The following is a 23,549-nucleotide window of genomic DNA, read 5'->3' as shown; positions in this document are numbered from 1 at the left end:
GTAGACGTCGATCACGGGCTCCCCCTGCCCGCGCTGCTTCAAGTGAGGCTCGATCGTCGCTGCGCGGATGTCCCTGTCTCCCGTCGAGGAGTTGCCCGAACAGTGGCCGGCATATCTGGAGGCGAACACGGTCGGGACCCCCTCCATCGAGTGCAACGCGGTGGCGGGATAGTTCCACTCGATCTCGTGGCCGTACTCCTTGTTCTGACCGACCCAACACCACGGCGGGCACGGGCGCTGATCCGGGTGGGTTGCCTTGTCGCTGCTGTCGGGGTAGTGCGTCGGTCGCAGGCCGAGCCTCTCCGTGAGAGCGAAGTCTGATTCCTCGACGTGCTCGCGGAGGTGGTCGAGGACGTGTGTCTGAGATGATGTGGACATGGTCTGGTGCTCCTTGGGCACTAGTTCCTAGGCCCTGGTCGGAGTTGCACCTCCGGTCGGGGCCGCTTGACGTGACGTCAAGCACAGTGACGACGATGCTCCCCATTTGACGTCATGTCAAGTAGGATAGGTGCATGCCTGAACACCTGATGGGAGTCTCCGAAATCGCGGAGCTCTTGGGATTGACCCGCCAGCGCGTCCACCAGATCCGTCAGCTCGAGGGCTTCCCCGAGCCGACCGCAACCATCGCGATGGGGCCGGTCTGGCTCCGAGTCGACGTCGAGACCTGGGCGCACGAGACGGGCCGGCTGACGTCATGACACCGGCCGAGTATGGGCAGCACTTGGCGAGCCTCGAGCCCCCCATCAGCCGCGAGCAAGCCATGGAGTTCGCGCGGATTCTGGTGTCTAGCCAGTCCGCACAGAGTCCGCAGGACACTCAAGGTTGACCAACGGTTGCCAACGGTCGAAACGGAGTCTGCGCAGGTCAGAGCAGCGCAACCAACGCGGGCCAACGCGACCACCTTCGCAGGCCTACACGGAGACCAAGAAGGCGTAGCCGGAACGGCGGAGCCGCCCGGCTACGCCGTCTGGTCTCGAGGACGTGCCGAGCTCGCGAGGCACGGACGTACGCTGGGCCTGAGCTTCGCTCAGGACTTCTGGTCCCGAGGACGCGCTGAGCGAAGCAAAGCGCGGACGTACGTCGGGCGTAGCCGGAACGGCGGAGCCGCCCGGCTACGCGGACGTACGCCAGGCCTGAGCTCCGCTCAGGCCTTCTGGTCACCGTCACCTGGTGACATCAAAGCCACACCGAGAACCGCCCACGGTCCCGTGACCGTGGGCGGTTCTGCTTGTGTCGTCACGAGGTTCGCCCCGGACCGCCGGCCCCTCGTCGAGCCGGACCGTCTCAGCGGGGAACGTGTCGATGTAGGTGTGCCCGACCTCGCGTCGCCAGCTGACCTGGGCCGACCACTGCTTGTCCGCGTCCACGCTCCACTGGCGCAGCTCGCCCTGGCACCACCGGCCGTCCACGAGGACCTCCACGTCGGGCCGTCGGTCAGGGCGATAGGTGCGGACCACGGGCATGCGTGGACGGTAACCACCGGGACCGACGTGCGGCTCGTCCGGGCCATCAAGGACCGGTTCGGCACTGGACGACACAGAACCGCCCGCGGTCTCCGGTCCGCGGGCGGTTCTGGTCTAGAGGCAGATGGTTGTCGCGTCCCCCTCGAACCCCGTCAGCAGACCACCTGGAGCAGTTATATGCCGCGCAGGCCCCGCGCGGATATCCACCGGACGGACAAAGCGGAGTAGACCGATTGCACTAGGCGCGTCGCGAGTGCGGACACCCGGAGCGCCCGACCCACGTGTTTCCCCGGGCCGGTGGCGACCCCGCGTTTTCAGGGCCAGGAGGTCGCCACGCAGCGTCGATGCCAGACATCAGCGAGAGTGAGCAGGTGAAGACGAGGCTGTCGAACCCATGGGAGGAGTCGATCCCGGTAGCTCGTTCGACGGGACAGGCTGTCGCCCCGGGAAGCCTGCGGGGACTCCCCGGTGTTCCCTCACCATGAGCGAAGCGTCCGAGGCCGACGAGGTCGCCCGTGGTCGCGTGTTCCGCGACCTCGTCGAACCCGAGATCGAGGTGATGCTCCGGGTCGCACGCACGCTCACCTCGGGCAATGCCGACGCCGAGGACCTCGTCCAAGAGACCCTTCTGCGCGCCTACCGGGGCCTCCACGGGTTCGACGGACGCCATCCGCGGGCCTGGCTCCTCACGATCCTGCGCAACACCAACGTCAACATGCACCGCAGGCAGCGCCCGGTGCTCGCCGACGACGACCAGCTCCGCCGCGAGTCGCGGCCGGCCTTCGGGACCGCCGAACGGCAGAGCGCGGAGCAGACCTTCATCGACCAGGAGCTGGACGACGAGCTCCACGCCGCGGTCGGCGCTCTCGACCCCCGCTTCCGTGCGGCTCTGATCCTGGTCGACGTGCACGACCTGAGCTACGCCGAGGCCGCCGCCGTGCTGGACGTCCCGGTCGGCACCGTGATGTCGCGACTGAGCCGAGCCCGGGACCGCGTCCGACGCGCCCTGGCCACCACGCTGCCCACAGGAGGGCTGTCATGATCGGAATGGTGCGGCAGATGCTCACCTGCCACTGGTCGGGGCGCCGGATCGAGCGCTACCTCGACGCCGACCCCTCCGCCCCCCTGACCCAGGCTGAGGTCGCGCGGCTCGAGACCCACCTGGCGAGCTGCGAGCGGTGCGCCAAGCTCGCCGACCAGCACCGGGCACTCCATCGCGCCCTGTCCCTGTGGTCCGGGCCGGCCTACGTCGACCCGGCCGCGGTCAACCGGGTGCGGACCTTCCTCGACGAGCTCACGGAGGGCCGGGCCTGATGTCGCAGTTTGCCGACTGTCCCTAGCATTTGGGAAGGGCACACGGGTCCCACCGTGTTCCCCCACTACCAACCCGTCCAGTCCCCTTGAGGTGGTCATGAAGGCAGTGTGGAACGGCGTCACCGTCGCCGAGAGCAACGACACGGTCGTGGTGGAACGCAACCACTACTTCCCGCTCGAGTCCGTGCGGGAGGACCTGTTGCGCCCCTCGGACAAGCAGACGACGTGCCCGTGGAAGGGACAGGCCTCCTACTACAGCCTGGAGGTCGACGGCCAGGTCAACGAGGCGGCTGCGTGGTTCTATCCCGAGCCCAGCCCGGAAGCGGCGCAGATCAAGGACCGCGTCGCCTTCTGGAAGGGCGTCGAGGTGACCGAGTGAGTCGACTCGCGACTCTTGCGTGTGCCGGGGTCCTGCTGCTGACCGGCTGCGCGTCGGACGTCGAGGGGGATGCGACCGGCACCGAACCGGCTGCGAGCGCAGCGGAGTCGACGAGCACCGCGGGGGCGGACAGCACCGCCTCGGAGGCGTCCGTGGACGTGCCGGAGGTGCTCGACTTCACGACCGAGACTGTCGCGGGAGAGCCCTTCGACGGTGCCGACCTGGCCGGTCGTCCGACGGTCTTCTGGTTCTGGGCACCGTGGTGCCCGACGTGTCGGGCGCAGATATCCGGGGTGGGCGAGCTCGCGGCGACGTACGGCTCGGAGGTCAACGTCGTTGGCATCGGCGCGCTCGACGAGCGTGAGGCGATCGAGGAGTTTGCCGCCGAGGTGTCGCCCGACGTGACTCTGCTCGCGGACCCGGAGGGCGCCGCTTGGCGGCACTTCGGGGTGACGGCCCAGAGCACCTACCTCGTCCTGGACGAGAGCGGCACCGAGCTGGAGTCGGGCTACCTCGACGACGCGGAGCTGGTCGCCCTGGTTGACGACCTGGTCGGCTGAGTCGTGCCCGACGGTCTGCTCGCCGTCGCCCTGGGTGCGGGCATGCTCGCAGCGGTCAACCCGTGCGGCTTCGCGCTGCTCCCGGCATACGTCTCGCTCCTCATCACTGGGGGCGAGACGCTCTCACGTCCCGCGGCCGCCTGGCGTGCCGCCGTGCTCAGCGTCGCGATGACGTCAGGTTTCGCCGTGGTGTTCGCCGTCTTCGGGCTGGCCATCTCCCCCGTCGCCGCGCAGCTCCAGCGTCACCTGCCGTGGTTCACGGTCGTCCTCGGGGTGACGTTGGCGCTCATGGGCACCTGGCTCGCATCCGGTCGTACGCTCTCGATGCCCGACCTGCGTCGATCCCGACGAACCCCGAGCACCGCGCGGCCGCTGTCGCGATCCTTCTTCTCCATGGCCGGCTTCGGCGCCAGCTATGCCCTCGCCTCGATCTCGTGCACGATCGCGCCCTTCCTCGCCGTGGTCGTAGGTGGGTTCCGCAGCGGGTCGGCGGTCGACGGCCTTGCGCTCTTCCTGGCCTACGCGGCCGGCATGGGCCTGGTGATCGGCACCCTCGCCGTGGCGACGGTCTTCGCCTCGCCCACCACCGTCCGTCGGCTCCGGGGGGCCGGTCGGTGGACCCCACGCGTGGCCGGGGCGCTGCTCGCCGCGGCCGGCGCCTACGTCGCCTACTACGGCTGGTGGGAGCTACGCGTGCTGGGCGGCGGCGACGCCTCCGACCCGGTGATCGCAGCGGCGGGCGACCTGCAGCGGCGCGTCGCCGGTCTGGTGGACGCGCCGGGGCCGGTCGGCTGGCTGGTGGCCGCGCTCCTGCTCCTCGTCGCAGTGCTCGCGGCGCGCCGACGGTCACGGCACGCCTCCGGGTCAACCCCGACGATGGACCGGGCCAGCGCATGAACCCCGCCAGCAGGTTGTCCGCCGGTGCGGTGCTGGCACTCGTGCTGTCCGGGTGCGCGGGTGCTCCCGGCGACACTGCCGAGCGCGCCGGCCCGTCGCCCAGCCCGGAGACCTCGAGCCCGGCCAGCGCAGCCGCCGACGACGGCGACGGCGAGCGCGAGATCACGTCTGCCCTGGACGACCCGGCAGACCCGTCCTTCCCCGACCCGCTCATCGACCTCGACGACCTGGTGTCGGGAGGTCCGCCCCCGGACGGCATCCGTTCCCTCGACCGACCCCTCGTCGAGCAGGTCGCCGACGTCGACTGGCTCGAGGGGGACGAGCCGGTGCTGTCCCTCACGGTGGCCGGAAGGACCAGGGCCTACCCGATCCGCATCCTGATGTGGCACGAGATCGCCAACGACCGGTTGGCCGGTGTCCCGGTGGCGGTGACCTACTGCCCGTTGTGCAACTCGGGAGTCGCGTTCGAACGGACGGTGGCTGGCCAGACCACGACCTTCGGCACATCGGGGCTCCTGTACGCCGACAACCTGGTCATGTACGACCGCCTCACCGAGTCCCTGTGGCCCCAGCTCACCGGCCGGGCCTCCGTCGGCACGCGCACCGGGGACGAGCTCGTGAGCATCCCCATGGGCACCGTCGGTTGGGCCCAGTTCCGCAAGGAGCATCCGGACGGGACGGTGCTGAGCCGCACCACCGGGATGGGCCGGCACTACGGGGACAACCCCTACGTCGGCTACGACGATCCGGACTCCGAGCCCATGTTCGCCCTCCCCTCAGATCCTGACGCCCGGCTCCGCGTCAAGGCCAGGGTCGTCGGCGTCGGCAAGGGAGCCTGGGCTGTCGCCATACCCCGCGAGGTCCTCGCCGCGAGGCGCGTCCAACACGTGCGGGTCGGTCCGCGCCGAGTCGTGCTGTGGCACTTTCCCGGACAGCGATCTGCGCTGGACACCGCGGAGATCCCCGAGGGTGAGGAGATCGGCTCCGTTGGCGCGTTCGTCGCCCACGCGGCAGGGCGGTCGCTCGAGTTCGTCGTCGAGGAGGGCACCATCCGTGACCTTCAGACCGGATCGAGCTGGAACGTCTTCGGTCGCGCGGCCGCTGGGCCGTTGACCGGACGACGGCTGGAGGCCGTGGCCCATCTGGACACGTTCTGGTTCGCCTGGGCCGCCTTCCAGCCGAAGACCTCCTTGGTGACCGGGCGATGAGCCACGTGCCCCGGGGGGACGTCGCCCACTCTCCCCGAGAGGGTCGACAGCTGGGTCGGACACACATGAGGAGAAATTTTGCGAAAACTCCTTGGTACACCCCCAGTCCCCCGCTATAATTGAATTCAGAACCGCCCACGGACCCGAGACCGTGGGCGGTTCTTCCATTTCCCACAGACGTGGTGCAGCGCCACCTCGTCGGACCGGGGTGGGGACCGGTGCGCCCATCTCGGGCCGGCGCACGGATAGTGTGTGGCTCGACTTCGTGGACTCCGCCACACATTCGAGAACGGGACGCAGACTGTGAGTGCCCCCACCAGCGACGAGAGCGGGCTCAGCCGCGCAGCCGTCGAGCTGAGGTTGCCGGCCGACGGGGCCTACGCGTCGGTGCTCCGGACCACCACCGCAGCACTGGCCGCCCGCCTCGACTTCACCATCGACGACATCGAGGACCTCCGCATCGCGGTCGGCGAAGCGAGCGCTCTCGTCCTCCCCGAGGCGGACCCGGGTGCCGATGTGGTGGCGCGCTTCCACCTCGGGCTGGGCACCATGACGATCGAGGTCGAGACCTCGGCCATCGACGAACCGGAGCCGGACCACGAGAGCTTCGCCTGGCAGGTGCTCGACACCTTGACCAGCGATGCACGCGTGGAGTCGGTCGGCGGGGTCTTCCGAGTGACCTTCTCGATGAGGTCCCAGCTGGCCGCGGGGGCGGCCACGGGCCCGGCAGGTGCAGATCACTGAGATGACGCAGCACGCGACGGGGGACGGCGCGATCGTGGACGGTGTGGAGGCTGTCGACGACATGGTGCCAGTGGAGCTCACCAAGATCGAGGCCACGCGCAAGCTCAGCGCGGAGCTGTTCGTCATCTTCCGCGACGACGAGCTCTCCGGGGTCGCGCGCTCGACTGCGCGCGAGGACCTCGTGCACCTGCACCTCCCCCTGGTCCAGCACTGTGCTCGACGATTCCGCAACCGCGGCGAGCCGCACGACGACCTGGTCCAGGTGGGGACGATCGGCCTCATCAAGGCAGTCGACCGGTTCGAGACAGACCGCGGAGTCGAGTTCTCCACCTATGCCACGCCGACGATCATCGGCGAGATCAAGCGCTACTTCCGCGACAAGGGCTGGGCCATCAGGGTCCCTCGGAGGTTGCAGGAGCTCCGGATGCAGATCACCGCGACCACGGCGGAGCTGACGCAGAAGCTCGGGCGTTCACCCACGCCGCGCGAGCTGGCGGAGGTGATCGGCTGCAGCGTGGAGGAGATCATCGAGGGCCTTGAGTCGAGCAACGCCTACTCCACGCTGAGCCTCGACGCCAACGACGGCTCGGACGACTCCCCGCCCAGCATGCTGGACGTCCTCGGGGTCGAGGACCACAACCTCGCCCATGTGGAGGTTCGCGAGTCCCTCAAGCCGCTGCTCGAGGGGCTCGATCCCCGGGAGAAGCGCATCCTGTTGCTGCGCTTCTTCAAGAACATGACGCAGTCGCAGATCGCCGACGAGATCGGGGTCTCGCAGATGCACGTGTCGCGGCTGCTGACCAAGACCCTCAACCAGCTGCGCGTGTCCCTGGAACAGGACTGAGAGCCGGACTGACCCTCAGGGTCGCTCGCCCTCGGGGTTGAGCGCCTCGACGCTGGCCGGGTGGAGCAGGCCGGCGATGACGATGGCCGCGACGACGGCAAGACCGACCGCCACCAGCGTCGTCTGCCCACCACGGAGGTTCCACGCCAGGCCGAGGCCGATCAGCTGAGCCATCAGGATCGGCCCTCGCGCCCACGTCTGGCCCTGCGTCACCAGCCAGGCGCACACGATCAGCAGCGCGCCGAAGGCGGCGAAGAACGCGGCCGTCGTCAGCCCCATCGTCAGGCGGCTGCTGCTCAGGCTGGACAGCTCGAGCACTGCCAGGGCGACCAACATCAGACCCTCGACCGCTGTGAGGGAGGCCGCTGTCACCAGGGGCGGCGGAGCCGGGGGCGAGATCTCGTCGTTCACCGGGCCAGCCTATGCGCCTGCGATGAGGTCGATCGGCGCCGATGTAGGACCTTTGTGACACAAGTGACCCTGACGGGGGGTTGTTTATCGGTCCAATTCTTGTCAGGCTGTACCTGCGCTCGTGAATGAGTTCGTACTGGTATGCCCAGAACACGGCGCCCGGGCTCCGCTGACCGCCCGCACACAGCCCTGATGTATGACGAAGAGGATCACCCACTCCATGGATTGGCGCTCGCGCTCTGCCTGCCTCGATGAGGACCCGGAGCTGTTCTTCCCGATCGGCAACACCGGTCCGGCCATCCTCCAGATCGAGGAGGCCAAGCAGGTGTGCCGACGCTGCGAGGTGCGCGAACAGTGCCTCGAGTGGGCGCTCGAGGCCGGCCAGGACCACGGCGTCTGGGGCGGACTCAGCGAGGACGAGCGGCGCTCCCTCAAACGACGCACCGCTCGCGCCCGCGTGCGGACCGCCTGAGCGACCCGCGTCCCGGGTCGCCTCCTCAGCTCAGGGGTACGTCGATCTGGACCCTCGCCCCCTGACCGACCGGGGCCGCACCCATCTCGATCAGCCCTCCGAGCTCTGACTCCACGAGGGTCCGCACGATCGAGAGGCCCAGACTGGTGGACCCCTCCAGGTCGAATCCGCTGGGCAGCCCCACTCCGTCGTCCTGGACGCTGACGTGGAGCCGGCCCACGATCCTGCGCGCGTCGATCAGGATGCGGCCGTCCCGCACGGAGGTCTCGGACAGGTCGGGCGGGTCGGGTAGGGCCGGGTAGCCGTGCTCGACGGCGTTCTGCAGCGTCTCGGTCAGCACCATGGCCAGCGCGGTCGCCGTCTCGGAGGGCAGCACTCCGAAGCTGCCCGTGCGCCGTACCTGCACCCGGTCACCCAGGACGCTGACGTCGGTCACCATGCGACCGAGCCGGTCGGCGATCTCGTCGAAGTCGACAGTCTCCTCCACCGCCTGGCTGAGCGTCTCGTGCACGATGGCGATCGAGCCCACTCGGCGTACTGCCTCCTCGAGCGCGGAGCGCGCCTCGGGTTGGGAGGTCCGGCGGGCCTGCAGCCGGAGGAGCGCCGCCACCGTCTGCAGGTTGTTCTTCACCCGGTGGTGGATCTCGCGGATCGTGGCGTCCTTGGTGACCAGCTCACGGTCGCGGCGACGCAGGTCGGTGACGTCACGCACGAGGATCACGGCGCCGATCCGCTCGCCGAGGGGACGCAACGGGATGCTCCGCACGATGAGGGCGACCTCGTCGGTGGCGATCTCGGTGTCGCGGTCCGCACGGCCGCCCAGGACGGCGCTGAGCGACTCCTCGTCCGGCCTGCGGCGGGGAGGCACGAGCTCGCGGGTCAGGTCGGCGAGCACCAGGTTGGTGAGATCTCCGTGCAGTCCCAGCCGTCGGTAGACCGAGAGGGCGTTCGGGCTGGCGTAGGCCACCTTCCCGGCAGCATCGAGGCGGAGGAACCCGTCGCCGACCCTGGGGGAGTCCGCATGGCCGCTCCGTTGGCCCGTCGGCGGGAACCAGCCGCCGGCGATCATCTGGGTCAGCTCGGCCGCGGTCTGCAAATAGGACAGCTCGAGCCGGCTGGGGGTGCGTACGCCGAGCAGGTTGGTGTTGCGGGCGACCACGGCGATGATCCGGCCCGATCGGCGGACGGGGATCACCTCGACGCGCACTGGCACGTCGTCGCGCCACTCCGGATCTCCCTCGCGCACCAGGCGACCGAACTGGTAGCTCTCGTCGAGCATCCGCCGTCGCCCGACCGGCACGAACGTGCCCATCACGTCGTCGGGCAACGAGGTGGGCCCGGTCGTGGGCCGCATCTGCCCACCCGCCCAGAACCCACGTGCCTCGCGGTCCGGCAACCACAGCACCAGGTCGGCGAAGGAGAGATCGGCGATGATCTGCCAGTCCGCCATCAACCGGTGGAGCCAGGCGACGTCGTCATCGTCGAGGTCGGTGTGCGCCCGGACGAGCTCGAGGAGTGAGGGCACCACCACAGCCTAGTGACTCGTCTCTTTCCTCCGCGTGCGCGAGCGCTGGTTCGACCGGGAGACAGGTGGCTGGCAAGATGGCGTCATGGTCACGGGGTACTGGCAGGATATCCTCTCGAAGGGTCTTGCGGTGCCCTCGGACCGACATCTCGATGACCTCACGGTCGAGCTCACCACGATGCTGGGATCCCCCGATCCCGAGCAGCGCGACGGCACGGCCTACCCGGCGCTGGCGACGTGGATCGAGCGCGGGGTGTACGACGACCTGCTGCCAGGCCTCGGCGACGGCATGGCAGCCGGCCTCACAGTCGGTCTCGGCGAGCGGGGCACCGACTCGGTCTTCCGACGCAGCTTCTCCGCGCTGGCGCTGGCCGAGTGTCTCGCCCGCGACAACGAGCGCAACATCCTGCCCAGCGATCGTGTCTTCGACTGGGGCGACCGGATCGCGTCCTGGTACCTCCGCGAGCGCGACACCCGTGGGTTCGTCCCCGGGAAGGGTTGGGCACACGCCATCGCCCACGGCGCCGATGCGATCGGCATCCTCGCGCAGTCTCCGCACTTCGCCACCAATGAGCTCACGGTCCTGCTCGACGTGCTCGCAGACCGCTTGTTGATGCCCGGCAGCGACCTGCTGCTGGCGGGTGAGACCGACAGGGTAGCGGCCGCGACGATGCAGATCCTGCGCCGCAACGTGATCAGCCTCAAGGTCCTCGAGCCCTGGGTGGCCAGGGTCGCGCAGGCTGCCAACCCGTTCAGAAGCAGCGGTGAGGACGACCCCTACGCCCTGACCGGCAACGCGCAGGCCTTCCTGCGCTCCCTGCACCTCCAGCTCACCTTGGCCGGCGACCCGCCCCGCGCGCGGCCCGACCTGATCCTGTCGCTGGTCGATGCGTTGAAGGCGACGAACTTCCCGTTCCTCTCGCTGCCTGACACCAGCGCCTGATTTGACCCTCGGACGCGGGAGCCATGCTCTAGCGTTCGGGCATGAGCAACGAGGAAATCACCGGCCACAGCGGCGAACTGGCGGTCTCGGTCGCGCGGGCCCACGGGGTGGAGACCATGTTCACCCTGTCCGGCGCCCATGTGTTCCCCATGTACGACGGAGCGGTGAAGGCCGAGCCGCCGATGCGCCTGCTCGACGTACGCCATGAGCAGACCGCCGCGTTCGCCGCCGAGGCCACCGGCAAGCTCACCCGGGTGCCCGGCCTGGCCGTCCTCACCGCTGGGCCCGGCGTCACCAATGGACTCTCCGCGATCGCCCAGGCACAGTTTGCCGGATCCCCGATGGTCGTGGTCGGTGGCCGCGCGCCGTCCGCGCGCTGGGGAAGCGGCGCCCTGCAGGAGATCGACCACCTCCCGATCGTGTCCCCGGTGGCCAAGCAGGCCCGGACCATCCACACCGCAGCCGAGGTCGCGGCCGGCTTCGACGACGCCTTCACCGTTGCCCGTTCGTCCCACCGGGGCCCGGTGTACGTCGACATACCCATGGACGAGTTCTTCAACTCCGGCTCCGGGCCTGCGTCCTCGGGCTCCGCGGCCTCGAAGGTCGAGCCGGACGGTGACGACCTGGCCCGCATCGCCGGCCTGCTCGCCGATTCGCGGCGTCCGTTGCTCATCCTGGGGACCGATGTCTGGGCCGACCACGCGGAGGACGCAGCGCTGCGGCTCGTCGAGGCGCTCGCGATCCCGGCCCTGACCAACGGCATGGGACGGGGCCTCCTGCCCGGTGGGCACCCCCTGCTGGTCACCAAGGCACGCGGTGCGGCCATCAACGGCGCAGACCTCGTCATCGTGGTCGGCACTCCCCTCGACTTCCGCCTGGGCTACGGCGTCTTCGGCGGCCCCGACAAGAGCCCCGGCGGTGCCTTCGCCAAAGTGGTCCACGTGGCCGACTCCCCCGGGCAGCTGTCCGGGCACGCCGAGCTCGCCGCCTCGGCCGCCGGTGATCTCACCTCGGTGCTGGACGGCCTCGTGGCTGCGGTGCAGGGCGGGCGGAGCGCACCCGACTGGTCCGGTTGGGCCGGCGAGCTGGCCGACCAGGTCTTGGCGGGGATTGCCAAGGACAACGAGCTGCTGACCGCTGAGGCGGACCCGATCCACCCCGCACGCATCTACGGCGAGCTCGTGCCGCGGCTCGCCGACGACGCCGTCGTGATCGGCGATGGCGGCGACTTCGTCAGCTTCGCGGGCAAGTTCGTCGAACCGAAGCGTCCGGGCGGCTGGCTCGACCCCGGACCGTACGGCTGCCTCGGTGCGGGTCTGGGCGCTGCCATAGCGGCGCGTCTGGCTCGTCCCTCCTCCCAGGTCGCCCTCCTCCTCGGCGACGGCGCGGCCGGCTTCTCGCTGATGGACGTCGACACCCTCGTGCGCCACGACCTGCCGGTTGTGATGGTGATGGGCAACAACTCGGCCTGGGGCCTGGAGAAGGCTCCGATGCAGATGCTCTACGGCTACGACGTCGCGGCCGACCTGGCGAAGGAGACGTCCTACCACGAGGTGGTCAAGGCGCTCGGCGGTGCCGGCGAGAAGGTCAGTGACCCCAAGCAGATCGGCCCCGCCCTCGACCGGGCGTTCGACTCCGGTGTGCCCTATCTCGTCAACATCATCACCGACGTCGACGCGGCGTACCCGCGCAGCACCTTCGGCATCTGATGGAGGTGGGGATCCGGCGCATCCGCCCCGAGGAGCGCTCGGCAGCCGGAGCGGTGTGCCTGGCGGCATACGAGCCCTTCTTCAGCGGAGCCGAGGACTTCTACCGCGAGCGGGTGCGTGACGTGTCCCGCCGCGACGCCGAGGCCGAGGTGTGGGTCGCGGTGGACGGCGATGAGGTGCTCGGCTGCGTGACCTACTGCCCGCCCGGCTCGGTGTGGCGTGAGATCAGCCGCGAGGACGAGGGAGAGTTCCGGATGCTGTCGGTCGCCCCGACGGCCCAGGGCAGGGGCGTCGGTACGGCGCTGGCGCGCGCGTGCGAGGAGCAGGCTCGATCCCACGGTGCCGTTGCCATGGCGCTCTCCTCGCTGCCCATGATGACGGCCGCACATGCCATCTATGCACGACTCGGCTACACACGGCAGCCCGACCGAGACTGGAGCCCCGCTCCGGGGGTGTCCCTCGTCGCCTTCGGCAAGCGGCTGGACTGAAGCTCAGCAGCGCCTGCCGGTGGCCGGGTCGCCCGGGTCGTCGACTTCTCCGATCGACCTAGGATCTGCCCATGACCGAGCTGCACGCGACACTCACGTTCGCCGTGACCGACGCCGACACAGCCGAGGCGGTCGGCAGTGGGTCGCTCCCCGTGCTCGGCACCCCTCGCCTGTTGGCGTGGTGCGAGGCGGCGACGTGCCGGGCCATCGAGGCCTCGCTGCCCGATGGTTCGACCAGCGTCGGCACCCGCATCGCCCTCGAGCACCTGGTGGCCAGTCCCGTCGGCGCAGCCCTCGAGGTGACGGCGACCAGCGTCTACGTCGACGGGCGGCTCCACCGCTTCTCGGTCGCGGCCCGGCACGCGGGGGGTACGGCGAAGGACACCAAGGTGGTCGCGACCGGAGAGGTCACCCGGGTCGTGGTCGACGCCGAGAGGTTCATGGGCCGCCTCTAGTCAGGCCCGACAGCCGCGACGTCCGACGACGTGGCAGCCCCAGGCTCCGGCGCGTCGGACGTCCCGCCCAGCGTCCGACGAAGTGGTCGCCGGAAGCGCTGGTCGGTCGAACTCCGCCGTACGAACGCAACGAACCCCCGCGCCAGATGGCCGGGGGTTCGGTGATGCGTGAGCGTGATGCTCAGGCGTTGGGGCGCTTGCCGTGGTTGGCGGCCTTCTTCTTGCGCGCGCGACGCTTGCGTCCAGTCTTGCCCATGATGGTCCTCCGTGGATCGGTTGCCCTGGCGGGTGCCCATGCAGGGCATCAACCATCTTCTCAAATCCCGGGCCCCAGAGCGAATCACTGGGTGCGAATCAGTGGGCGCGGGTCAGGACTCGGTGATGCGGATCTGCACTTCGCGGATCCGGATCCGCACCCGCTCGCGGAGGTCGTCAGGAGCCGACTCGCCGCAGGACCGGGCGACCACCTGCTTGACGACGCGTTGCAGGTCGTACTTCTCCAGGCACGGTCCGCACTCGTCGAGATGGACCCGAACCTCGGAGCAGTCGGCCTCGTCGAGCTCGTTGTCGAGGAAGAAGACGATGCGCTCGAGGTAGTCGGCACACTCGGCCTCGCCGGGGCCGGCGTCGCCGTGGGAGTGGCTCTGGCTCATGGCGTTCCCTCCGTCGCGCCGGACGGGAGCAGGTCGTTGGCTCTCACGTGGTGGGCGAGCATGTCGCGCAGCTGGCGTCGCCCACGGTGCAGGCGTGACATGACGGTGCCGATGGGGGTGTTCATGATCTCGGCGATCTCCTTGTAGGGAAAACCCTCGACGTCGGCGAGGTAGACCGCGAGACGGAACTCCTCGGGCAGGCGCTGGAGCGCTTCCTTGACCTCGGAGTCGGGGAGGTGCTCGAGCGCCTCCATCTCGGCCGACTTCAGACCGGTCGAGCTGTGCGACTCGGCCCGCGCCAGCTGCCAGTCCTCGACGTCCTCGGCCATGGACTGCTGCGGCTGACGCTGCTTCTTGCGGTAGGTGTTGATGTAGGTGTTGGTCAGGATGCGGTAGAGCCACGCCTTGAGGTTGGTCCCGGGCTTGAACTGGTGGAAGGCGGAGTAGGCCTTCGCGAAGGTCTCCTGCACGAGGTCCTCAGCGTCGGCGGGATTGCGCGTCATCCGCATCGCAGCGCCGTACAGCTGATCGAGGAAGGGCAGGGCGTCGCGCTCAAAACGAGCCGAGCGCTCGTCGGCGGTCTCGGTCTCGAGGAGGTCGTCGGAAAGGGAGTCAGTCATCGTCTTCCAGACTACCGCCGCATCCTCGTCCTCGATGTCGCCAGGTCGCAGGGGGCGTGATCGCATGGCCAGCACGAAGATCTCAACATCGGGGTGCCGGTGTTGATTCCCTCACCCGGCGCCGGCCGTCGATTCACGACGAGCCGACGATGTGGAGGACCAGCCACTCCAGCGTGGACTCGACCACGATGCCGAGCGCCTCCTCCTGCGAGACCACTGCCCGTTTGGGCACCTTCAGGCCGTGATCGGCCTCGGGGACGATGACCACCTCGAGGCCAGGGACGTCGGCAGGGAACTCCTCGGGCCGGCCCATGGGATCGCGCTCGCCCTGCACCAGCAGCGTCGGCAGCCCGGCGCCGCGCAGCTCCCCCACCCGTGTCTTCTCGGGGTGGCCCGGCGGATGCAGCGGGAAGGACAGCGCGAGCACACCGCGCGCCCCCAGCCCCTTGGCACAGCGCGCGCCCGACCTGGCACCCGCCGACCGCCCGCCGACCACCAGCGGGGTGCGACCACGCAACGCGTTGGCCGCGGCCACCAGCCCGGCGTCGAGGGTGGGGGGCGGCGTCGCGACCGTGCGACCGGCCACGTGCCACGGCTGCTCGAAGAGCATGACGCTGACGCCCTGCTGAGGAAGCGCCCCCGCGAGCGCCAGCAGGTCCGGCGCGTCCACACCGCGACCAGCGCCGTGGCTGAGCAGCAGGGTGGCGATCGGGCTGGTCGCGCGACGGACGTGGAGCCGCCCTTCGCCGTACGGCGTCGCGATGCTGCGGAGCACGGGCTTGATCATGACGAGACCTCCTCCAGGGGCAGCGGCTCGACGAGCTCCGGGCCGTTGTTGCGCACGTTGCTCACCAGGGTGGCGACCGGATAGGCCTCGAGGCTCCCGGGCGCGGCCGGCACGAGGAGCGACAGCTCACCGCCGACGCGGGGGTCGAGCCACTCGCTCCAGCGGTCGCGTTCGACCATGAGCGGCATGCGGTCGTGGATGTGGCCCAGCGAGTCCTCCGCCTGGGTCGTCAAGACGGTGCAGGTCCAGCGGAAGCGTTCGGGATCGTCGTCGGACCGGGTGGGGTCGCGCCAGATCTCGTACAGGCCCGCCATGGCGAGGACGCCGCCGTCGGCGGGGCGGATGAAGTAGGGCTGCTTGACCGGCTTGCCCTTGGCGTTGGTCTGCGACGTGGGGTACCACTCGAAGTAGCCGTCGGCGGGGAGCAGGCAGCGGCGGACGGCGAAGGCTCGTTTGAAGGCCGGCTTCTCGGCCACGGTCTCCATCCGGGCGTTGATCATGCGGTTGCCGATGCTCGGGTCCTTGGCCCACGACGGGACCAGCCCCCACGTCAGGACGCGGAGCTGCCGTTGGGGCGGTTCGGGACTGTCCTTGCTCGGCGGCCTCTCCACCACCGCGTAGACCTCCTTGGTGGGAGCGACGTTGTAGTCGGCGGCCAGCGGCGCAGGCGTGCGGTCCTCGATGACCTCGAACTCCTCGATGAGGTCGTCGGAGCTCCGGGACGAGGCGTAGCGACCGCACATGTGGCCACCCTAGTGAAACTGCTCCAAGTCGAGGCGCGGCTGGCGTCGCGGCTGGCGACGTCGGGCCCACAGGGGTGGACGCGGGATCGGCGTCATCGTGTAGGAAGGACACATGACCGTCACCAGAATGCTCGCGCGACCCATGTTGGCCTCCGTGTTCGTGGTGGGCGGTGTCAGCGCCCTCAAGAACGCCGAGGCACACGCCGTAGCCGCCAGGCCGGTCACCGACAAGGTGGTGCCGCTGGCCCAGAAGGCGATGCCGCAGCTGCCCATCCCCACCGACGCCACGACGCTGGTCCGGATCAACGCCGCAGCCCAGATCCTGGCCGGTGCCGCGTTGGCAACCGGCCGCGCTCCGAGGCTCTCCGCCTCCGTGCTGGCAGCGACCCTCCTGCCCACCACGGCAGCACGCCACCGTTTCTGGGAGGAGAGCGACCCGACCGCCAAGGCCGACCAGAGGGTCCACTTCGCCAAGAACCTCTCGATGCTCGGCGGCCTCCTGCTGGCGGGCGTCGACACCGACGGCAAGCCCGGCCTGGCCTGGCGGGCGCGTCGCGCCGCCAAGGACGCGAAGCGCGAGGGTCGTCAGCTCGCGAAGGCAGCACGCAACGAGGCCAAGCTCGCCAAGGCCCACCTCAGCTGAACGCAGGAATGATGGGTCACCCGGCACCGTTAAGGTCGTCCGGGTGACCTCGTCCCCTGCCGACCTGTGGCCCGCTCCCCGCCCGGCCTCGCCGGTCACCGGGATCGTGTCGTTGCCGGGCAGCAAGTCGCTGACCAATCGGGCGCTGGTCCTGGCGGCGCTCGCCGACCGTCCCAGCGTCGTACGCCGACCGCTGCGCTCGCGCGACACGGTGCTGATGGCCGCCGGGCTGGCCGCCATGGGCGTCGGCGTGGCCGACGACGGTGACGACTGGAAGATCACCCCAGCCGCGCTCACTCGCGACGCCGCGGTGGACTGCGGCCTGGCCGGGACGGTCATGCGGTTCGTGCCGCCGGTCGCCGGCCTCTCACAAGGCACCGTCGCCTTCGACGGTGACCCGCACATGAGGCGACGTCCAGTCGGTGAGGTGCTGGGCGCCCTGGCCTCGCTCGGCATGACCATCGACGACGGCGGGCGGGGAGCGTTGCCGTTCTCCGTGCGCGGCACGGGCTCGGTCCGGGGCGGCACCGTGGTGATCGACGCCAGCGCCTCGTCGCAGTTCATCTCCGCCCTGCTGCTGGCGGGCGCACGCTACGACTGCGGCGTCGACATCCGCCACGACGGCAAGCCGGTGCCGTCGTTGCCGCACATCGAGATGACCCTCGCGATGCTGCGCGCACGCGGGGTCGAGGTGGACGACGCCGACGCCAACCGCTGGGCCGTGGCTCCCGGGCCGATCGCAGCAATCGACGAGGCCATCGAGCCGGACCTGTCCAACGCTGCGCCGTTCCTGGCCCTGGCCGCGACGACCGGTGGGACCATCACGATCCGCGACTGGCCGGCGAGCACGACCCAGCCGGGCGACGACCTGCGCGGCGTGCTGACGCAGCTGGGGTGCGAGGTCTCGCTGGACGACGTCGGGCTGACCGTCCGCGGGACCGGGCAGATCCACGGCGTCGACCTCGACCTGCACGACATCGGCGAGCTCACTCCCGCGATCGCTGCCCTGTGCGCCCTGGCCGACTCGCCCTCCCACCTGCGCGGCGTGGGCCACATCCGTGCCCACGAGACAGACCGGCTGGCTGCGCTCGCCACCGAGCTCGGCGCCCTGGGCGCCCACGTGACCGAGCACGCCGACGGTCTCTCCATCCGCCCCGCGGCCCTGCACGGTGGCGTCTTCAGGACGTATTCCGACCACCGCATGGCCCACGCCGGGGTGATCATCGGCTCGGCCGTCGACGGGGTGCTGGTGGAGGACATCGCGACCACGTCGAAGACGTTCCCCGACTTCGCCGGTGCCTGGCTCGGCGTGGTGGGTGCCGACGAGCCCTGCCCGAACCCGACGGGGCGCTCGTGAACAACAGATACACCGACCACGACCAGGAGCACTACGAGCGCCCGCGCAGGCGCACGCGGCCGCGGACCAAGGACAGGCCCACCTACGACGACGCAGTGGACGGCGTGGTCGTCACCGTCGACCGGGGCCGGTTCACGCTGCTGATCGACGGCGCCCGGGTGATGGCGATGAAGTCGAGGCCGCTGGGCCGAAAGGGCGTGGTCGTCGGGGACCGCGTGCGGGTCGTCGGCGACGTCTCCGGTGTCGACGGATCATTGGCACGCATCGTCGAGGTCGTGCCGCGCACGACGACGCTGCGGCGTACGGCCGATGACGACGACCCGGTGGAGCGGGTCATCGTCTCCAACGCCGACCAGCTCGTCGTGGTGACCGCCCTCGCCGATCCGGAGCCCCGACCTCGACTCATCGACCGAGCGCTGGTGGCGGCCTTCGACGCGGGGATGGCGCCGTTGCTGTGCCTGACCAAGGCCGACCTCGCGGACCCGGAGGTGCTCCTGTCCACCTACCGGTCGCTGGGGGTGCCGTGGGTGGTGACCGAGCGGGGCGGCGACCTGGCCGAGGTGCGCGAACGACTCAGGGGTCGGACGAGCGTGCTCGTCGGGCACTCCGGCGTCGGCAAGTCCACGCTGGTCAACGCCCTCATCCCCAGCGCCAACCTCCGCGTGGGCGTGGTCAACGCGGTCACCGGCCGTGGTCGCCACACCTCGACCTCGGCCTACCTCCTGGAGATCCCCGGGCCGGACGGCACAGGCGACGGGTGGATCATCGACACTCCCGGCATCCGGTCGTTCGGGCTCGCGCACGTGCAGCCCGAAGACCTGATCAGCGCCTTCCCCGACCTCGAGGAGATGACCGAGGACTGCCCGCGGGGATGCACCCACGGCACCGACGAGCCCGAGTGCGGCCTCGACGTCGCCGTCGCGGCCGGCGAGTCAGACCCCGACCGCGTCGAGTCCTTCCGGCGGCTCCTCACCGCCCGCGAGGGCGCACACGAGTGGTGAGCTAACCCCAGACGGCGCGCGACCCTGAGTCGCCGGCGAGGAACACCAGCACCAGCAGGGCGACCGACGCGGCGACGAGCAGCGCCATGGCGACCCAGCCGAGGGCGCCACGGGACACCCTGGCTCCGCGGTCCGAGGCGAGGGCGGACGAGCCGCCCAGGGCCCACGCCGACAGCATCGCAGTGACCACGAACATCAGCGACACGCTCCGGAGCAGCTCGCCCCAGTCCTCGTGCTCCGCCACGAGCGGCTCCAGCTCGGGCCGCGCGTCGAGGAGCGATTCGCCTGCCGCGACGGCCAGGAGAGCACTGATCGCCACAACGACGGACAGCACCACGAGCGGCCAACGAAGCAGCCAGCGCCACTTCGGGACGAACGCGTACGCCAGCCCGACCAACGCCGCCAGCGGTCCCATGACGACCACCGCGTGCACGATCAGGGGATGCATCGGCAGGCCGTTGATCTCCACGGATGCACCGTAGTGGCTCCCCGTGGCCATAGCCTGTCAGCCATGCCCATCTCCGGTCCGTCCGACTACACCGACGACCTCCGCCTTGCGCACGTGCTCGCCGACGACGCCGACTCCCTCACCATGGCGCGGTTCAAGGCGCTCGACCTGCACGTGATGAGCAAGCCCGACCTGACGCCGGTCTCCGACGCCGACCAGGCCGTCGAGGAGGGCATTCGCCGTACGCTCTCGCGCGCCCGGTCCCGCGACGCCGTCCTCGGCGAGGAGCAGGGATCCAGCGGGCACAGCCAGCGGCGGTGGATCGTCGACCCGATCGACGGCACGAAGAACTTCGTGCGCGGCGTCCCCGTCTGGGCGACCCTGATCGCCCTCGCCGTGGACGACGAGGTGGTGCTCGGCGTCGTCTCGGCCCCGGCGCTGCAGCGACGCTGGTGGGCGTCCAAGGGCCACGGTGCGTGGACGGGCCGCTCGCTGCTGAAGGCGACGAAGTGCGAGGTCTCCGACGTACGCCGCCTGGAGGACGCCTCCCTGTCCTACAGCTCGCTCTCCGGGTGGGACGAACGCGACCGGCTCCAGGACTTCATCTCGCTGTCCCGCCGCTGTTGGCGCACTCGCGCGTACGGCGACTTCTGGTCCTACATGCTGGTGGCCGAAGGCGCCGTCGACCTCGCCGCCGAGCCCGAGCTCGAGCTCTACGACATGGCCGCACTCGACGTGATCGTCCGCGAGGCAGGTGGCAGTTTCACCTCTCTCGACGGCATTGCCGGGCCATACGGCGGCAACGCGATCGCCAGCAACGGGCACCTCCACGAGTCCGCCCTGGCGTTCCTGGGGTCCATGCCGCACGACGACACGGATCCTGACTCGCGTCCGGACGGTGCCGGCTCGGTCCACGACCTCCGCGCGCGCCAGGCCCCGCAGACCGACTGACGGCCCCTTCCTTCCTCCAGCACCGCGGGAGCGCTAGCGTGGAAGCAGAATTCAAAATCTGCGGAGGAAGCCATGCGCATCAACGACGTTCTCAACGCCAAGTCCAGTTCCGACGTCATCACGATCGGCCCGGACGCATCCGTCCGTGATCTGGTCGCCCTGCTGGCCGAGCACAACGTGGGAGCGCTGATCGTCAGCGCTGATGGCGAGTCCGTGGACGGGATCGTCAGCGAGCGAGACGTCGTACGCCGCCTGAACGACCGGCCCGACGTGCTCGACGCGCGCGTCTCCGAGCTGATGACCACCGACGTGCGCACCTGCGAGGGCGACGCGGCCCTGACCGAGCTCATGCGGGTGATGACCGAGCACCGCGTCCGGCACGTGCCCGTGCTGACCGGCGGCAAGCTGACCGGGATCATCAGCATCGGCGACGTGGTGAAGAATCGCATCGGCGAGCTCGAGTTCGAGCGCGACCAGCTGGACAGCTACCTCCACCAGACCTGATCAACCCTGCCCTGAGGCAGACCCCAGACCTACCGGAAGGCACCACCATGGACAAGCCAGACGTCGACCCGCACATCGGGGACGCCCCCGCCGACCTGGAGATCACCGACCTCGTCGAGGGCGACGGTGCCGAAGCGACGAAGGGGTCCAACGTCTCCGTCCACTACGTCGGCGTGGCCCACTCCACCGGCGAGGAGTTCGATGCGTCGTACAACCGGGGCGACCCGCTCAAGTTCCGCCTCGGCATCGGCCAGGTCATCTCCGGCTGGGACACCGGCGTCCAGGGCATGAAGGTGGGCGGCCGTCGTCGCCTCGTCATTCCCCCGCACCTCGGCTACGGCGACCGTGGAGCCGGCGGGGCCATCAAGCCCGGCGAGACGCTGATCTTCGTCGTGGACCTGCTCGGGGTCAGCTGACCCCTGCTGACGTGCGTCACCAGGGGACGTCGATCTCCGTCTCCCCCGACGCGACGCGCGCCGCCTGACCGGCCAGCGCGACGACGTCGCCAGCGACGAGCTGGCGGCCTCGTCGTGTCTCGACCTCACCGTTGACACTGACCTGGCCGTCGGCCAGCAAGGGCTTGGCGTCGGAGCCGGACTCGATCAGGTTGGCGAGCTTGAGGAACTGTCCGAGCCGGATCGAGTCGTCCCGGATCGGGACGTCGACGGCATCGGGCACGGGGTTGCTCGTGGGGTCGGTCACGCGCTCACTTAACCATCAGCGAGATCGCGTGGATCAGTACGCCGACGAGCCCGCCCACGATCGTGCCGTTGATGCGGATGAACTGCAGGTCCCGCCCCACGTGCAGCTCGATCCGGCGCGCGGCCTCCTTGCCGTCCCACCGCTCGATGGTGTGGGTGATCACCGCCGTCAGCTCCGCGCCGTAGCGGGACACCGTGAAGACGGCCACGTCTGCGGCAGCCTTGTCGAGCTTGCTGCGCAGCGCCTCGTCGCTCCGGATGCGGTCGGCGAAGGCCTTGAGCTCGACGAGCAGGCGCTTGCGGACCGCGCCTTCGCGGTCGCGCATCGAGCTCAGCAGCGCCGATCGCATCGCCTTCCAGAGCGAGATGGCGGTGGTGACGACCTGGGGGTGGTCGAGGAGCCTCTCCTTGAACCGTTCGGCCCGCTCCTGGGTGGCCGGATCGGTCAGGAGGTCCTGGCCGAGCTGGCGCAGCATCGAGTCCAGCGCCTCGCGCGCGTGGTGGTCGGGGTTGTCCCGGATGTCCGCGACCCACCGGATGGCCTCGAGGTGGAGGCGCTGCGTGACGGCCTCGTTGAGCCGCGGGGGCGCCCACCACGGCGCCCGCTCGGCGAGCACGTCGATGAAGGTGTCCCCGTTGTGCACCAGCCACCGGTGGAGCTCCTCCAGCGCGAGGTCGACCACGCCGTGGTGGAGGTCGTCGCTGACGAGCTCGGTGAGCAGCGTGCCGAGCAGCGGCGCGATCGGCTCCTCGCGGAAGCGCGGCACGAACGCCTCGGTGACCAGGTCGGCGATGTGCTCGTCCCGGACCTTCCCCAGGGCGATGGCGGCGACCTCGGACACTTCGTCGACGACCCGGCGGGCGTTGGCGGGGTCCGAGAGCCAGTCGCCCGCGCGCTCCGAGATCGCGGCCGCGACCACCCGCTCGCGGATGATGTCCTCCTGCAGGAAGTTCTCCCCGACGAACTCCTCGAGGCCCTTGCCGAGCTCGTCCTTGCGCTTGGGGATCAGCGCCGTGTGTGGGATCGGGATGCCCAGCGGGTGCTTGAAGAGGGCGGTCACGGCGAACCAGTCGGCGATCGCGCCGACCATGGAGGCCTCCGCACCGGCGTTGACGAAGCCCCACACCTCCCCTTCGCGACCCAGCGTTGCGGCGTACACGACGGCCGCGAAGACCAGGAGCGAGACCGCCACGGTGCGCATCCGTCGCAGCCCGCGGCGGCGCTCTTCATCCGCACCCGGGTCGGGCGTGATCATCGGCATCGGAGGGAGTGTGGCCACGCAAGGATCCTCTCAGGCGGCCAGATACATTGACGCGCATGTCGCGCACCGTGCTCACCTTCGGCACCTTCGACGTCTTCCACGTCGGGCATCTCCGCGTGCTGGAGCGTGCCGCTGCGCTGGGTGACAGGCTCGTCGTGGGCGTCTCGGCGGATGCGCTGAACGAGAAGAAGAAGGGACGCGTCCCCGTCTTCAGCGAGCGTGAGCGGTTGGCCATCGTCGCAGCACTCAGGGTCGTTGACGAGGTGTTCATCGAGCACAGCCTCGAGGCCAAGCGCGACTACCTGATCGAGCACGGCGCCGACGTCCTGGTCATGGGCGACGACTGGTCCGGCAAGTTCGACGAGTTCTCCGACGTGTGCGAGGTGGTCTACCTCGCGCGGACGCCGGCGATCTCGACGACTGCGATCATCGAGCACATCGCGGAGATGTAGGGCACCAACGGGCCG

33 protein-coding genes are annotated in these 23,549 nt (G+C 69.9%); 21 read left to right on the top strand and 12 right to left on the bottom strand.

The annotated features are described in order from the left end of the window. Window positions 1–378: hypothetical protein (locus tag VNJ48_RS19095; RefSeq protein ID WP_325605049.1), on the bottom strand; the 378-nt coding region annotated here is incomplete at its 3' end. Between the two features lie 134 nt (window positions 379–512). Here VNJ48_RS19095 and VNJ48_RS19090 point away from each other — a divergent pair. Further along, entirely contained in the window at window positions 513–698 is a 186-nt protein-coding gene (locus VNJ48_RS19090) for a DNA-binding protein (RefSeq protein ID WP_325605047.1), read from the top strand. Between the two features lie 465 nt (window positions 699–1,163). Here VNJ48_RS19090 and VNJ48_RS19085 read toward each other — a convergent pair whose 3' ends face one another. Next, window positions 1,164–1,463: a hypothetical protein gene (locus VNJ48_RS19085; protein ID WP_325605045.1), complete on the bottom strand. Its 300-nt coding sequence runs from the start codon at window positions 1,461–1,463 to the stop codon at window positions 1,164–1,166. Between the two features lie 481 nt (window positions 1,464–1,944). On the opposite strand from VNJ48_RS19085, the gene VNJ48_RS19080 reads away from it, so the two are divergent. From VNJ48_RS19080 to VNJ48_RS19045, 8 genes are all read left to right on the top strand, one after another. Then, complete coding sequence (locus tag VNJ48_RS19080; protein WP_325605043.1) at window positions 1,945–2,505, top strand: RNA polymerase sigma factor; 561 nt, start codon at window positions 1,945–1,947, stop codon at window positions 2,503–2,505. Then, entirely contained in the window at window positions 2,502–2,777 is a 276-nt protein-coding gene (locus VNJ48_RS19075; RefSeq protein WP_325605041.1) for a zf-HC2 domain-containing protein, read from the top strand. Before VNJ48_RS19080 ends, VNJ48_RS19075 begins: the two co-directional genes overlap by 4 nt. A gap of 97 nt (window positions 2,778–2,874) precedes the next feature. Continuing rightward, window positions 2,875–3,156 (top strand): DUF427 domain-containing protein, encoded by a 282-nt coding sequence (locus tag VNJ48_RS19070; protein WP_325605039.1) that lies wholly within the window; start codon window positions 2,875–2,877, stop codon window positions 3,154–3,156. After that, on the top strand, window positions 3,153–3,716 hold the full coding sequence (locus tag VNJ48_RS19065; RefSeq protein WP_325605037.1) for a TlpA disulfide reductase family protein: 564 nt from the start codon (window positions 3,153–3,155) through the stop codon (window positions 3,714–3,716). Before VNJ48_RS19070 ends, VNJ48_RS19065 begins: the two co-directional genes overlap by 4 nt. Before the next feature lie 3 nt (window positions 3,717–3,719). Continuing rightward, entirely contained in the window at window positions 3,720–4,613 is an 894-nt protein-coding gene (locus VNJ48_RS19060; RefSeq protein WP_325605035.1) for a cytochrome c biogenesis CcdA family protein, read from the top strand. Then, window positions 4,610–5,821 (top strand): DUF3179 domain-containing protein, encoded by a 1,212-nt coding sequence (locus VNJ48_RS19055; RefSeq protein ID WP_325605033.1) that lies wholly within the window; start codon window positions 4,610–4,612, stop codon window positions 5,819–5,821. Before VNJ48_RS19060 ends, VNJ48_RS19055 begins: the two co-directional genes overlap by 4 nt. A 303-nt stretch (window positions 5,822–6,124) precedes the next feature. Further along, window positions 6,125–6,565, top strand: coding sequence for an anti-sigma factor (locus VNJ48_RS19050; RefSeq protein WP_325605031.1), 441 nt, complete (start codon window positions 6,125–6,127; stop codon window positions 6,563–6,565). A 1-nt stretch (window position 6,566) separates the two neighbouring features. Further along, window positions 6,567–7,409 carry an RNA polymerase sigma factor SigF gene (locus tag VNJ48_RS19045; RefSeq protein ID WP_325605029.1) on the top strand — a complete coding sequence of 281 codons (843 nt, stop codon included), beginning with the start codon at window positions 6,567–6,569 and terminating at the stop codon, window positions 7,407–7,409. A gap of 15 nt (window positions 7,410–7,424) precedes the next feature. On the opposite strand, the gene VNJ48_RS19040 is transcribed toward VNJ48_RS19045, so the two are convergent. Further along, window positions 7,425–7,820 carry a hypothetical protein gene (locus VNJ48_RS19040; protein WP_325605028.1) on the bottom strand — a complete coding sequence of 132 codons (396 nt, stop codon included), beginning with the start codon at window positions 7,818–7,820 and terminating at the stop codon, window positions 7,425–7,427. A 220-nt stretch (window positions 7,821–8,040) separates the two neighbouring features. On the opposite strand from VNJ48_RS19040, the gene VNJ48_RS19035 reads away from it, so the two are divergent. Further along, window positions 8,041–8,292: a WhiB family transcriptional regulator gene (locus tag VNJ48_RS19035; RefSeq protein ID WP_297738021.1), complete on the top strand. Its 252-nt coding sequence runs from the start codon at window positions 8,041–8,043 to the stop codon at window positions 8,290–8,292. A 25-nt stretch (window positions 8,293–8,317) separates the two neighbouring features. Here VNJ48_RS19035 and VNJ48_RS19030 read toward each other — a convergent pair whose 3' ends face one another. After that, the gene (locus VNJ48_RS19030; protein WP_325605026.1) at window positions 8,318–9,817 is read right to left on the bottom strand and encodes a sensor histidine kinase; all 1,500 of its coding nucleotides are present in this window, start codon (window positions 9,815–9,817) and stop codon (window positions 8,318–8,320) included. 130 nt (window positions 9,818–9,947) lie between these two features. On the opposite strand from VNJ48_RS19030, the gene VNJ48_RS19025 reads away from it, so the two are divergent. The 4 genes from VNJ48_RS19025 to VNJ48_RS19010 all read left to right on the top strand — a co-directional run bounded on the left by VNJ48_RS19025 (window position 9,948) and on the right by VNJ48_RS19010 (window position 13,412). Next, window positions 9,948–10,760, top strand: coding sequence for a DUF2785 domain-containing protein (locus VNJ48_RS19025; protein WP_325605024.1), 813 nt, complete (start codon window positions 9,948–9,950; stop codon window positions 10,758–10,760). 41 nt (window positions 10,761–10,801) lie between these two features. Then, window positions 10,802–12,469, top strand: a complete 1,668-nt coding sequence (locus tag VNJ48_RS19020; RefSeq protein WP_325605022.1) for an acetolactate synthase — start codon at window positions 10,802–10,804, stop codon at window positions 12,467–12,469. Further along, window positions 12,469–12,957: a GNAT family N-acetyltransferase gene (locus VNJ48_RS19015; protein WP_325605020.1), complete on the top strand. Its 489-nt coding sequence runs from the start codon at window positions 12,469–12,471 to the stop codon at window positions 12,955–12,957. Before VNJ48_RS19020 ends, VNJ48_RS19015 begins: the two co-directional genes overlap by 1 nt. 71 nt (window positions 12,958–13,028) lie before the next feature. Beyond that, window positions 13,029–13,412 carry a thioesterase family protein gene (locus tag VNJ48_RS19010; RefSeq protein WP_325605017.1) on the top strand — a complete coding sequence of 128 codons (384 nt, stop codon included), beginning with the start codon at window positions 13,029–13,031 and terminating at the stop codon, window positions 13,410–13,412. A gap of 181 nt (window positions 13,413–13,593) precedes the next feature. Here VNJ48_RS19010 and VNJ48_RS22710 read toward each other — a convergent pair whose 3' ends face one another. The 5 genes from VNJ48_RS22710 to VNJ48_RS18990 form a co-directional block, all read right to left on the bottom strand. Beyond that, on the bottom strand, window positions 13,594–13,668 hold the full coding sequence (locus tag VNJ48_RS22710; protein WP_371863162.1) for a 50S ribosomal protein bL37: 75 nt from the start codon (window positions 13,666–13,668) through the stop codon (window positions 13,594–13,596). Between the two features lie 112 nt (window positions 13,669–13,780). After that, complete coding sequence (gene rsrA / locus VNJ48_RS19005) at window positions 13,781–14,065, bottom strand: mycothiol system anti-sigma-R factor (RefSeq protein WP_325605015.1); 285 nt, start codon at window positions 14,063–14,065, stop codon at window positions 13,781–13,783. Then, window positions 14,062–14,685, bottom strand: coding sequence for a sigma-70 family RNA polymerase sigma factor (locus tag VNJ48_RS19000; RefSeq protein ID WP_325605013.1), 624 nt, complete (start codon window positions 14,683–14,685; stop codon window positions 14,062–14,064). The genes rsrA and VNJ48_RS19000 overlap by 4 nt, the downstream gene beginning before the upstream one ends. 133 nt (window positions 14,686–14,818) lie before the next feature. Further along, the gene (locus VNJ48_RS18995) at window positions 14,819–15,472 is read right to left on the bottom strand and encodes an alpha/beta family hydrolase (protein ID WP_325605011.1); all 654 of its coding nucleotides are present in this window, start codon (window positions 15,470–15,472) and stop codon (window positions 14,819–14,821) included. After that, entirely contained in the window at window positions 15,469–16,215 is a 747-nt protein-coding gene (locus VNJ48_RS18990) for an SOS response-associated peptidase (RefSeq protein WP_325605009.1), read from the bottom strand. Before VNJ48_RS18990 ends, VNJ48_RS18995 begins: the two co-directional genes overlap by 4 nt. Window positions 16,216–16,327: 112 nt before the next feature. Here VNJ48_RS18990 and VNJ48_RS18985 point away from each other — a divergent pair, with 112 nt between their 5' ends. The 3 genes from VNJ48_RS18985 to rsgA are packed head-to-tail and all read left to right on the top strand — an operon-like array spanning window position 16,328 to window position 19,216. After that, on the top strand, window positions 16,328–16,858 hold the full coding sequence (locus VNJ48_RS18985; protein ID WP_325605007.1) for a DoxX family membrane protein: 531 nt from the start codon (window positions 16,328–16,330) through the stop codon (window positions 16,856–16,858). A 43-nt stretch (window positions 16,859–16,901) separates the two neighbouring features. Next, the gene (aroA, locus tag VNJ48_RS18980; RefSeq protein ID WP_325605005.1) at window positions 16,902–18,215 is read left to right on the top strand and encodes a 3-phosphoshikimate 1-carboxyvinyltransferase; all 1,314 of its coding nucleotides are present in this window, start codon (window positions 16,902–16,904) and stop codon (window positions 18,213–18,215) included. Next, window positions 18,212–19,216, top strand: a complete 1,005-nt coding sequence (gene rsgA / locus VNJ48_RS18975; protein WP_325605003.1) for a ribosome small subunit-dependent GTPase A — start codon at window positions 18,212–18,214, stop codon at window positions 19,214–19,216. The genes aroA and rsgA overlap by 4 nt, the downstream gene beginning before the upstream one ends. Window position 19,217: 1 nt before the next feature. On the opposite strand, the gene VNJ48_RS18970 is transcribed toward rsgA, so the two are convergent. After that, complete coding sequence (locus VNJ48_RS18970; RefSeq protein ID WP_325605001.1) at window positions 19,218–19,685, bottom strand: DUF2231 domain-containing protein; 468 nt, start codon at window positions 19,683–19,685, stop codon at window positions 19,218–19,220. A 42-nt stretch (window positions 19,686–19,727) separates the two neighbouring features. Between VNJ48_RS18970 and hisN the strand changes: the two genes are divergently transcribed. The 3 genes from hisN (at window position 19,728) to VNJ48_RS18955 (ending at window position 21,535) form a co-directional block, all read left to right on the top strand. Continuing rightward, the gene (gene hisN, locus VNJ48_RS18965; RefSeq protein WP_325604999.1) at window positions 19,728–20,615 is read left to right on the top strand and encodes a histidinol-phosphatase; all 888 of its coding nucleotides are present in this window, start codon (window positions 19,728–19,730) and stop codon (window positions 20,613–20,615) included. Between the two features lie 72 nt (window positions 20,616–20,687). Then, the gene (locus VNJ48_RS18960; RefSeq protein WP_325604997.1) at window positions 20,688–21,119 is read left to right on the top strand and encodes a CBS domain-containing protein; all 432 of its coding nucleotides are present in this window, start codon (window positions 20,688–20,690) and stop codon (window positions 21,117–21,119) included. 47 nt (window positions 21,120–21,166) lie between these two features. Next, complete coding sequence (locus tag VNJ48_RS18955; RefSeq protein WP_325604995.1) at window positions 21,167–21,535, top strand: FKBP-type peptidyl-prolyl cis-trans isomerase; 369 nt, start codon at window positions 21,167–21,169, stop codon at window positions 21,533–21,535. Between the two features lie 16 nt (window positions 21,536–21,551). On the opposite strand, the gene VNJ48_RS18950 is transcribed toward VNJ48_RS18955, so the two are convergent. Beyond that, window positions 21,552–21,773 (bottom strand): RNA-binding S4 domain-containing protein, encoded by a 222-nt coding sequence (locus VNJ48_RS18950; RefSeq protein WP_325605059.1) that lies wholly within the window; start codon window positions 21,771–21,773, stop codon window positions 21,552–21,554. A 52-nt stretch (window positions 21,774–21,825) separates the two neighbouring features. Then, window positions 21,826–23,082: a DUF445 domain-containing protein gene (locus VNJ48_RS18945; protein ID WP_325604993.1), complete on the bottom strand. Its 1,257-nt coding sequence runs from the start codon at window positions 23,080–23,082 to the stop codon at window positions 21,826–21,828. 56 nt (window positions 23,083–23,138) lie between these two features. On the opposite strand from VNJ48_RS18945, the gene VNJ48_RS18940 reads away from it, so the two are divergent. Further along, on the top strand, window positions 23,139–23,534 hold the full coding sequence (locus VNJ48_RS18940; protein WP_325604991.1) for an adenylyltransferase/cytidyltransferase family protein: 396 nt from the start codon (window positions 23,139–23,141) through the stop codon (window positions 23,532–23,534). Window positions 23,535–23,549 lie beyond the last annotated feature (15 nt).

Source organism: Nocardioides sp., from assembly GCF_035576065.1.
In the GTDB taxonomy this organism is placed as follows: domain Bacteria; phylum Actinomycetota; class Actinomycetes; order Propionibacteriales; family Nocardioidaceae; genus Nocardioides.
This window is presented reverse-complemented; position numbering and strand designations above follow the sequence as displayed.

Bases quoted from the DNA above. Each gene is read 5' to 3' on its own strand.
- VNJ48_RS19090 (WP_325605047.1), top strand. From the start codon at position 513: ATGCCTGAACACCTGATGGGAGTCTCCGAAATCGCGGAGCTCTTGGGA.
- VNJ48_RS19085 (WP_325605045.1), bottom strand. From the start codon at position 1,463: ATGCCCGTGGTCCGCACCTATCGCCCTGACCGACGGCCCGACGTGGAG.
- VNJ48_RS19080 (WP_325605043.1), top strand. From the start codon at position 1,945: ATGAGCGAAGCGTCCGAGGCCGACGAGGTCGCCCGTGGTCGCGTGTTC.
- VNJ48_RS19075 (WP_325605041.1), top strand. From the start codon at position 2,502: ATGATCGGAATGGTGCGGCAGATGCTCACCTGCCACTGGTCGGGGCGC.
- VNJ48_RS19070 (WP_325605039.1), top strand. From the start codon at position 2,875: ATGAAGGCAGTGTGGAACGGCGTCACCGTCGCCGAGAGCAACGACACG.
- VNJ48_RS19055 (WP_325605033.1), top strand. From the start codon at position 4,610: ATGAACCCCGCCAGCAGGTTGTCCGCCGGTGCGGTGCTGGCACTCGTG.
- VNJ48_RS19045 (WP_325605029.1), top strand. From the start codon at position 6,567: ATGACGCAGCACGCGACGGGGGACGGCGCGATCGTGGACGGTGTGGAG.
- VNJ48_RS19035 (WP_297738021.1), top strand. From the start codon at position 8,041: ATGGATTGGCGCTCGCGCTCTGCCTGCCTCGATGAGGACCCGGAGCTG.
- VNJ48_RS19020 (WP_325605022.1), top strand. From the start codon at position 10,802: ATGAGCAACGAGGAAATCACCGGCCACAGCGGCGAACTGGCGGTCTCG.
- VNJ48_RS19015 (WP_325605020.1), top strand. From the start codon at position 12,469: ATGGAGGTGGGGATCCGGCGCATCCGCCCCGAGGAGCGCTCGGCAGCC.
- VNJ48_RS19010 (WP_325605017.1), top strand. From the start codon at position 13,029: ATGACCGAGCTGCACGCGACACTCACGTTCGCCGTGACCGACGCCGAC.
- rsrA (WP_325605015.1), bottom strand. From the start codon at position 14,065: ATGAGCCAGAGCCACTCCCACGGCGACGCCGGCCCCGGCGAGGCCGAG.
- VNJ48_RS19000 (WP_325605013.1), bottom strand. From the start codon at position 14,685: ATGACTGACTCCCTTTCCGACGACCTCCTCGAGACCGAGACCGCCGAC.
- VNJ48_RS18995 (WP_325605011.1), bottom strand. From the start codon at position 15,472: ATGATCAAGCCCGTGCTCCGCAGCATCGCGACGCCGTACGGCGAAGGG.
- VNJ48_RS18990 (WP_325605009.1), bottom strand. From the start codon at position 16,215: ATGTGCGGTCGCTACGCCTCGTCCCGGAGCTCCGACGACCTCATCGAG.
- VNJ48_RS18985 (WP_325605007.1), top strand. From the start codon at position 16,328: ATGACCGTCACCAGAATGCTCGCGCGACCCATGTTGGCCTCCGTGTTC.
- hisN (WP_325604999.1), top strand. From the start codon at position 19,728: ATGCCCATCTCCGGTCCGTCCGACTACACCGACGACCTCCGCCTTGCG.
- VNJ48_RS18960 (WP_325604997.1), top strand. From the start codon at position 20,688: ATGCGCATCAACGACGTTCTCAACGCCAAGTCCAGTTCCGACGTCATC.
- VNJ48_RS18955 (WP_325604995.1), top strand. From the start codon at position 21,167: ATGGACAAGCCAGACGTCGACCCGCACATCGGGGACGCCCCCGCCGAC.
- VNJ48_RS18945 (WP_325604993.1), bottom strand. From the start codon at position 23,082: ATGCCGATGATCACGCCCGACCCGGGTGCGGATGAAGAGCGCCGCCGC.
- VNJ48_RS18940 (WP_325604991.1), top strand. From the start codon at position 23,139: ATGTCGCGCACCGTGCTCACCTTCGGCACCTTCGACGTCTTCCACGTC.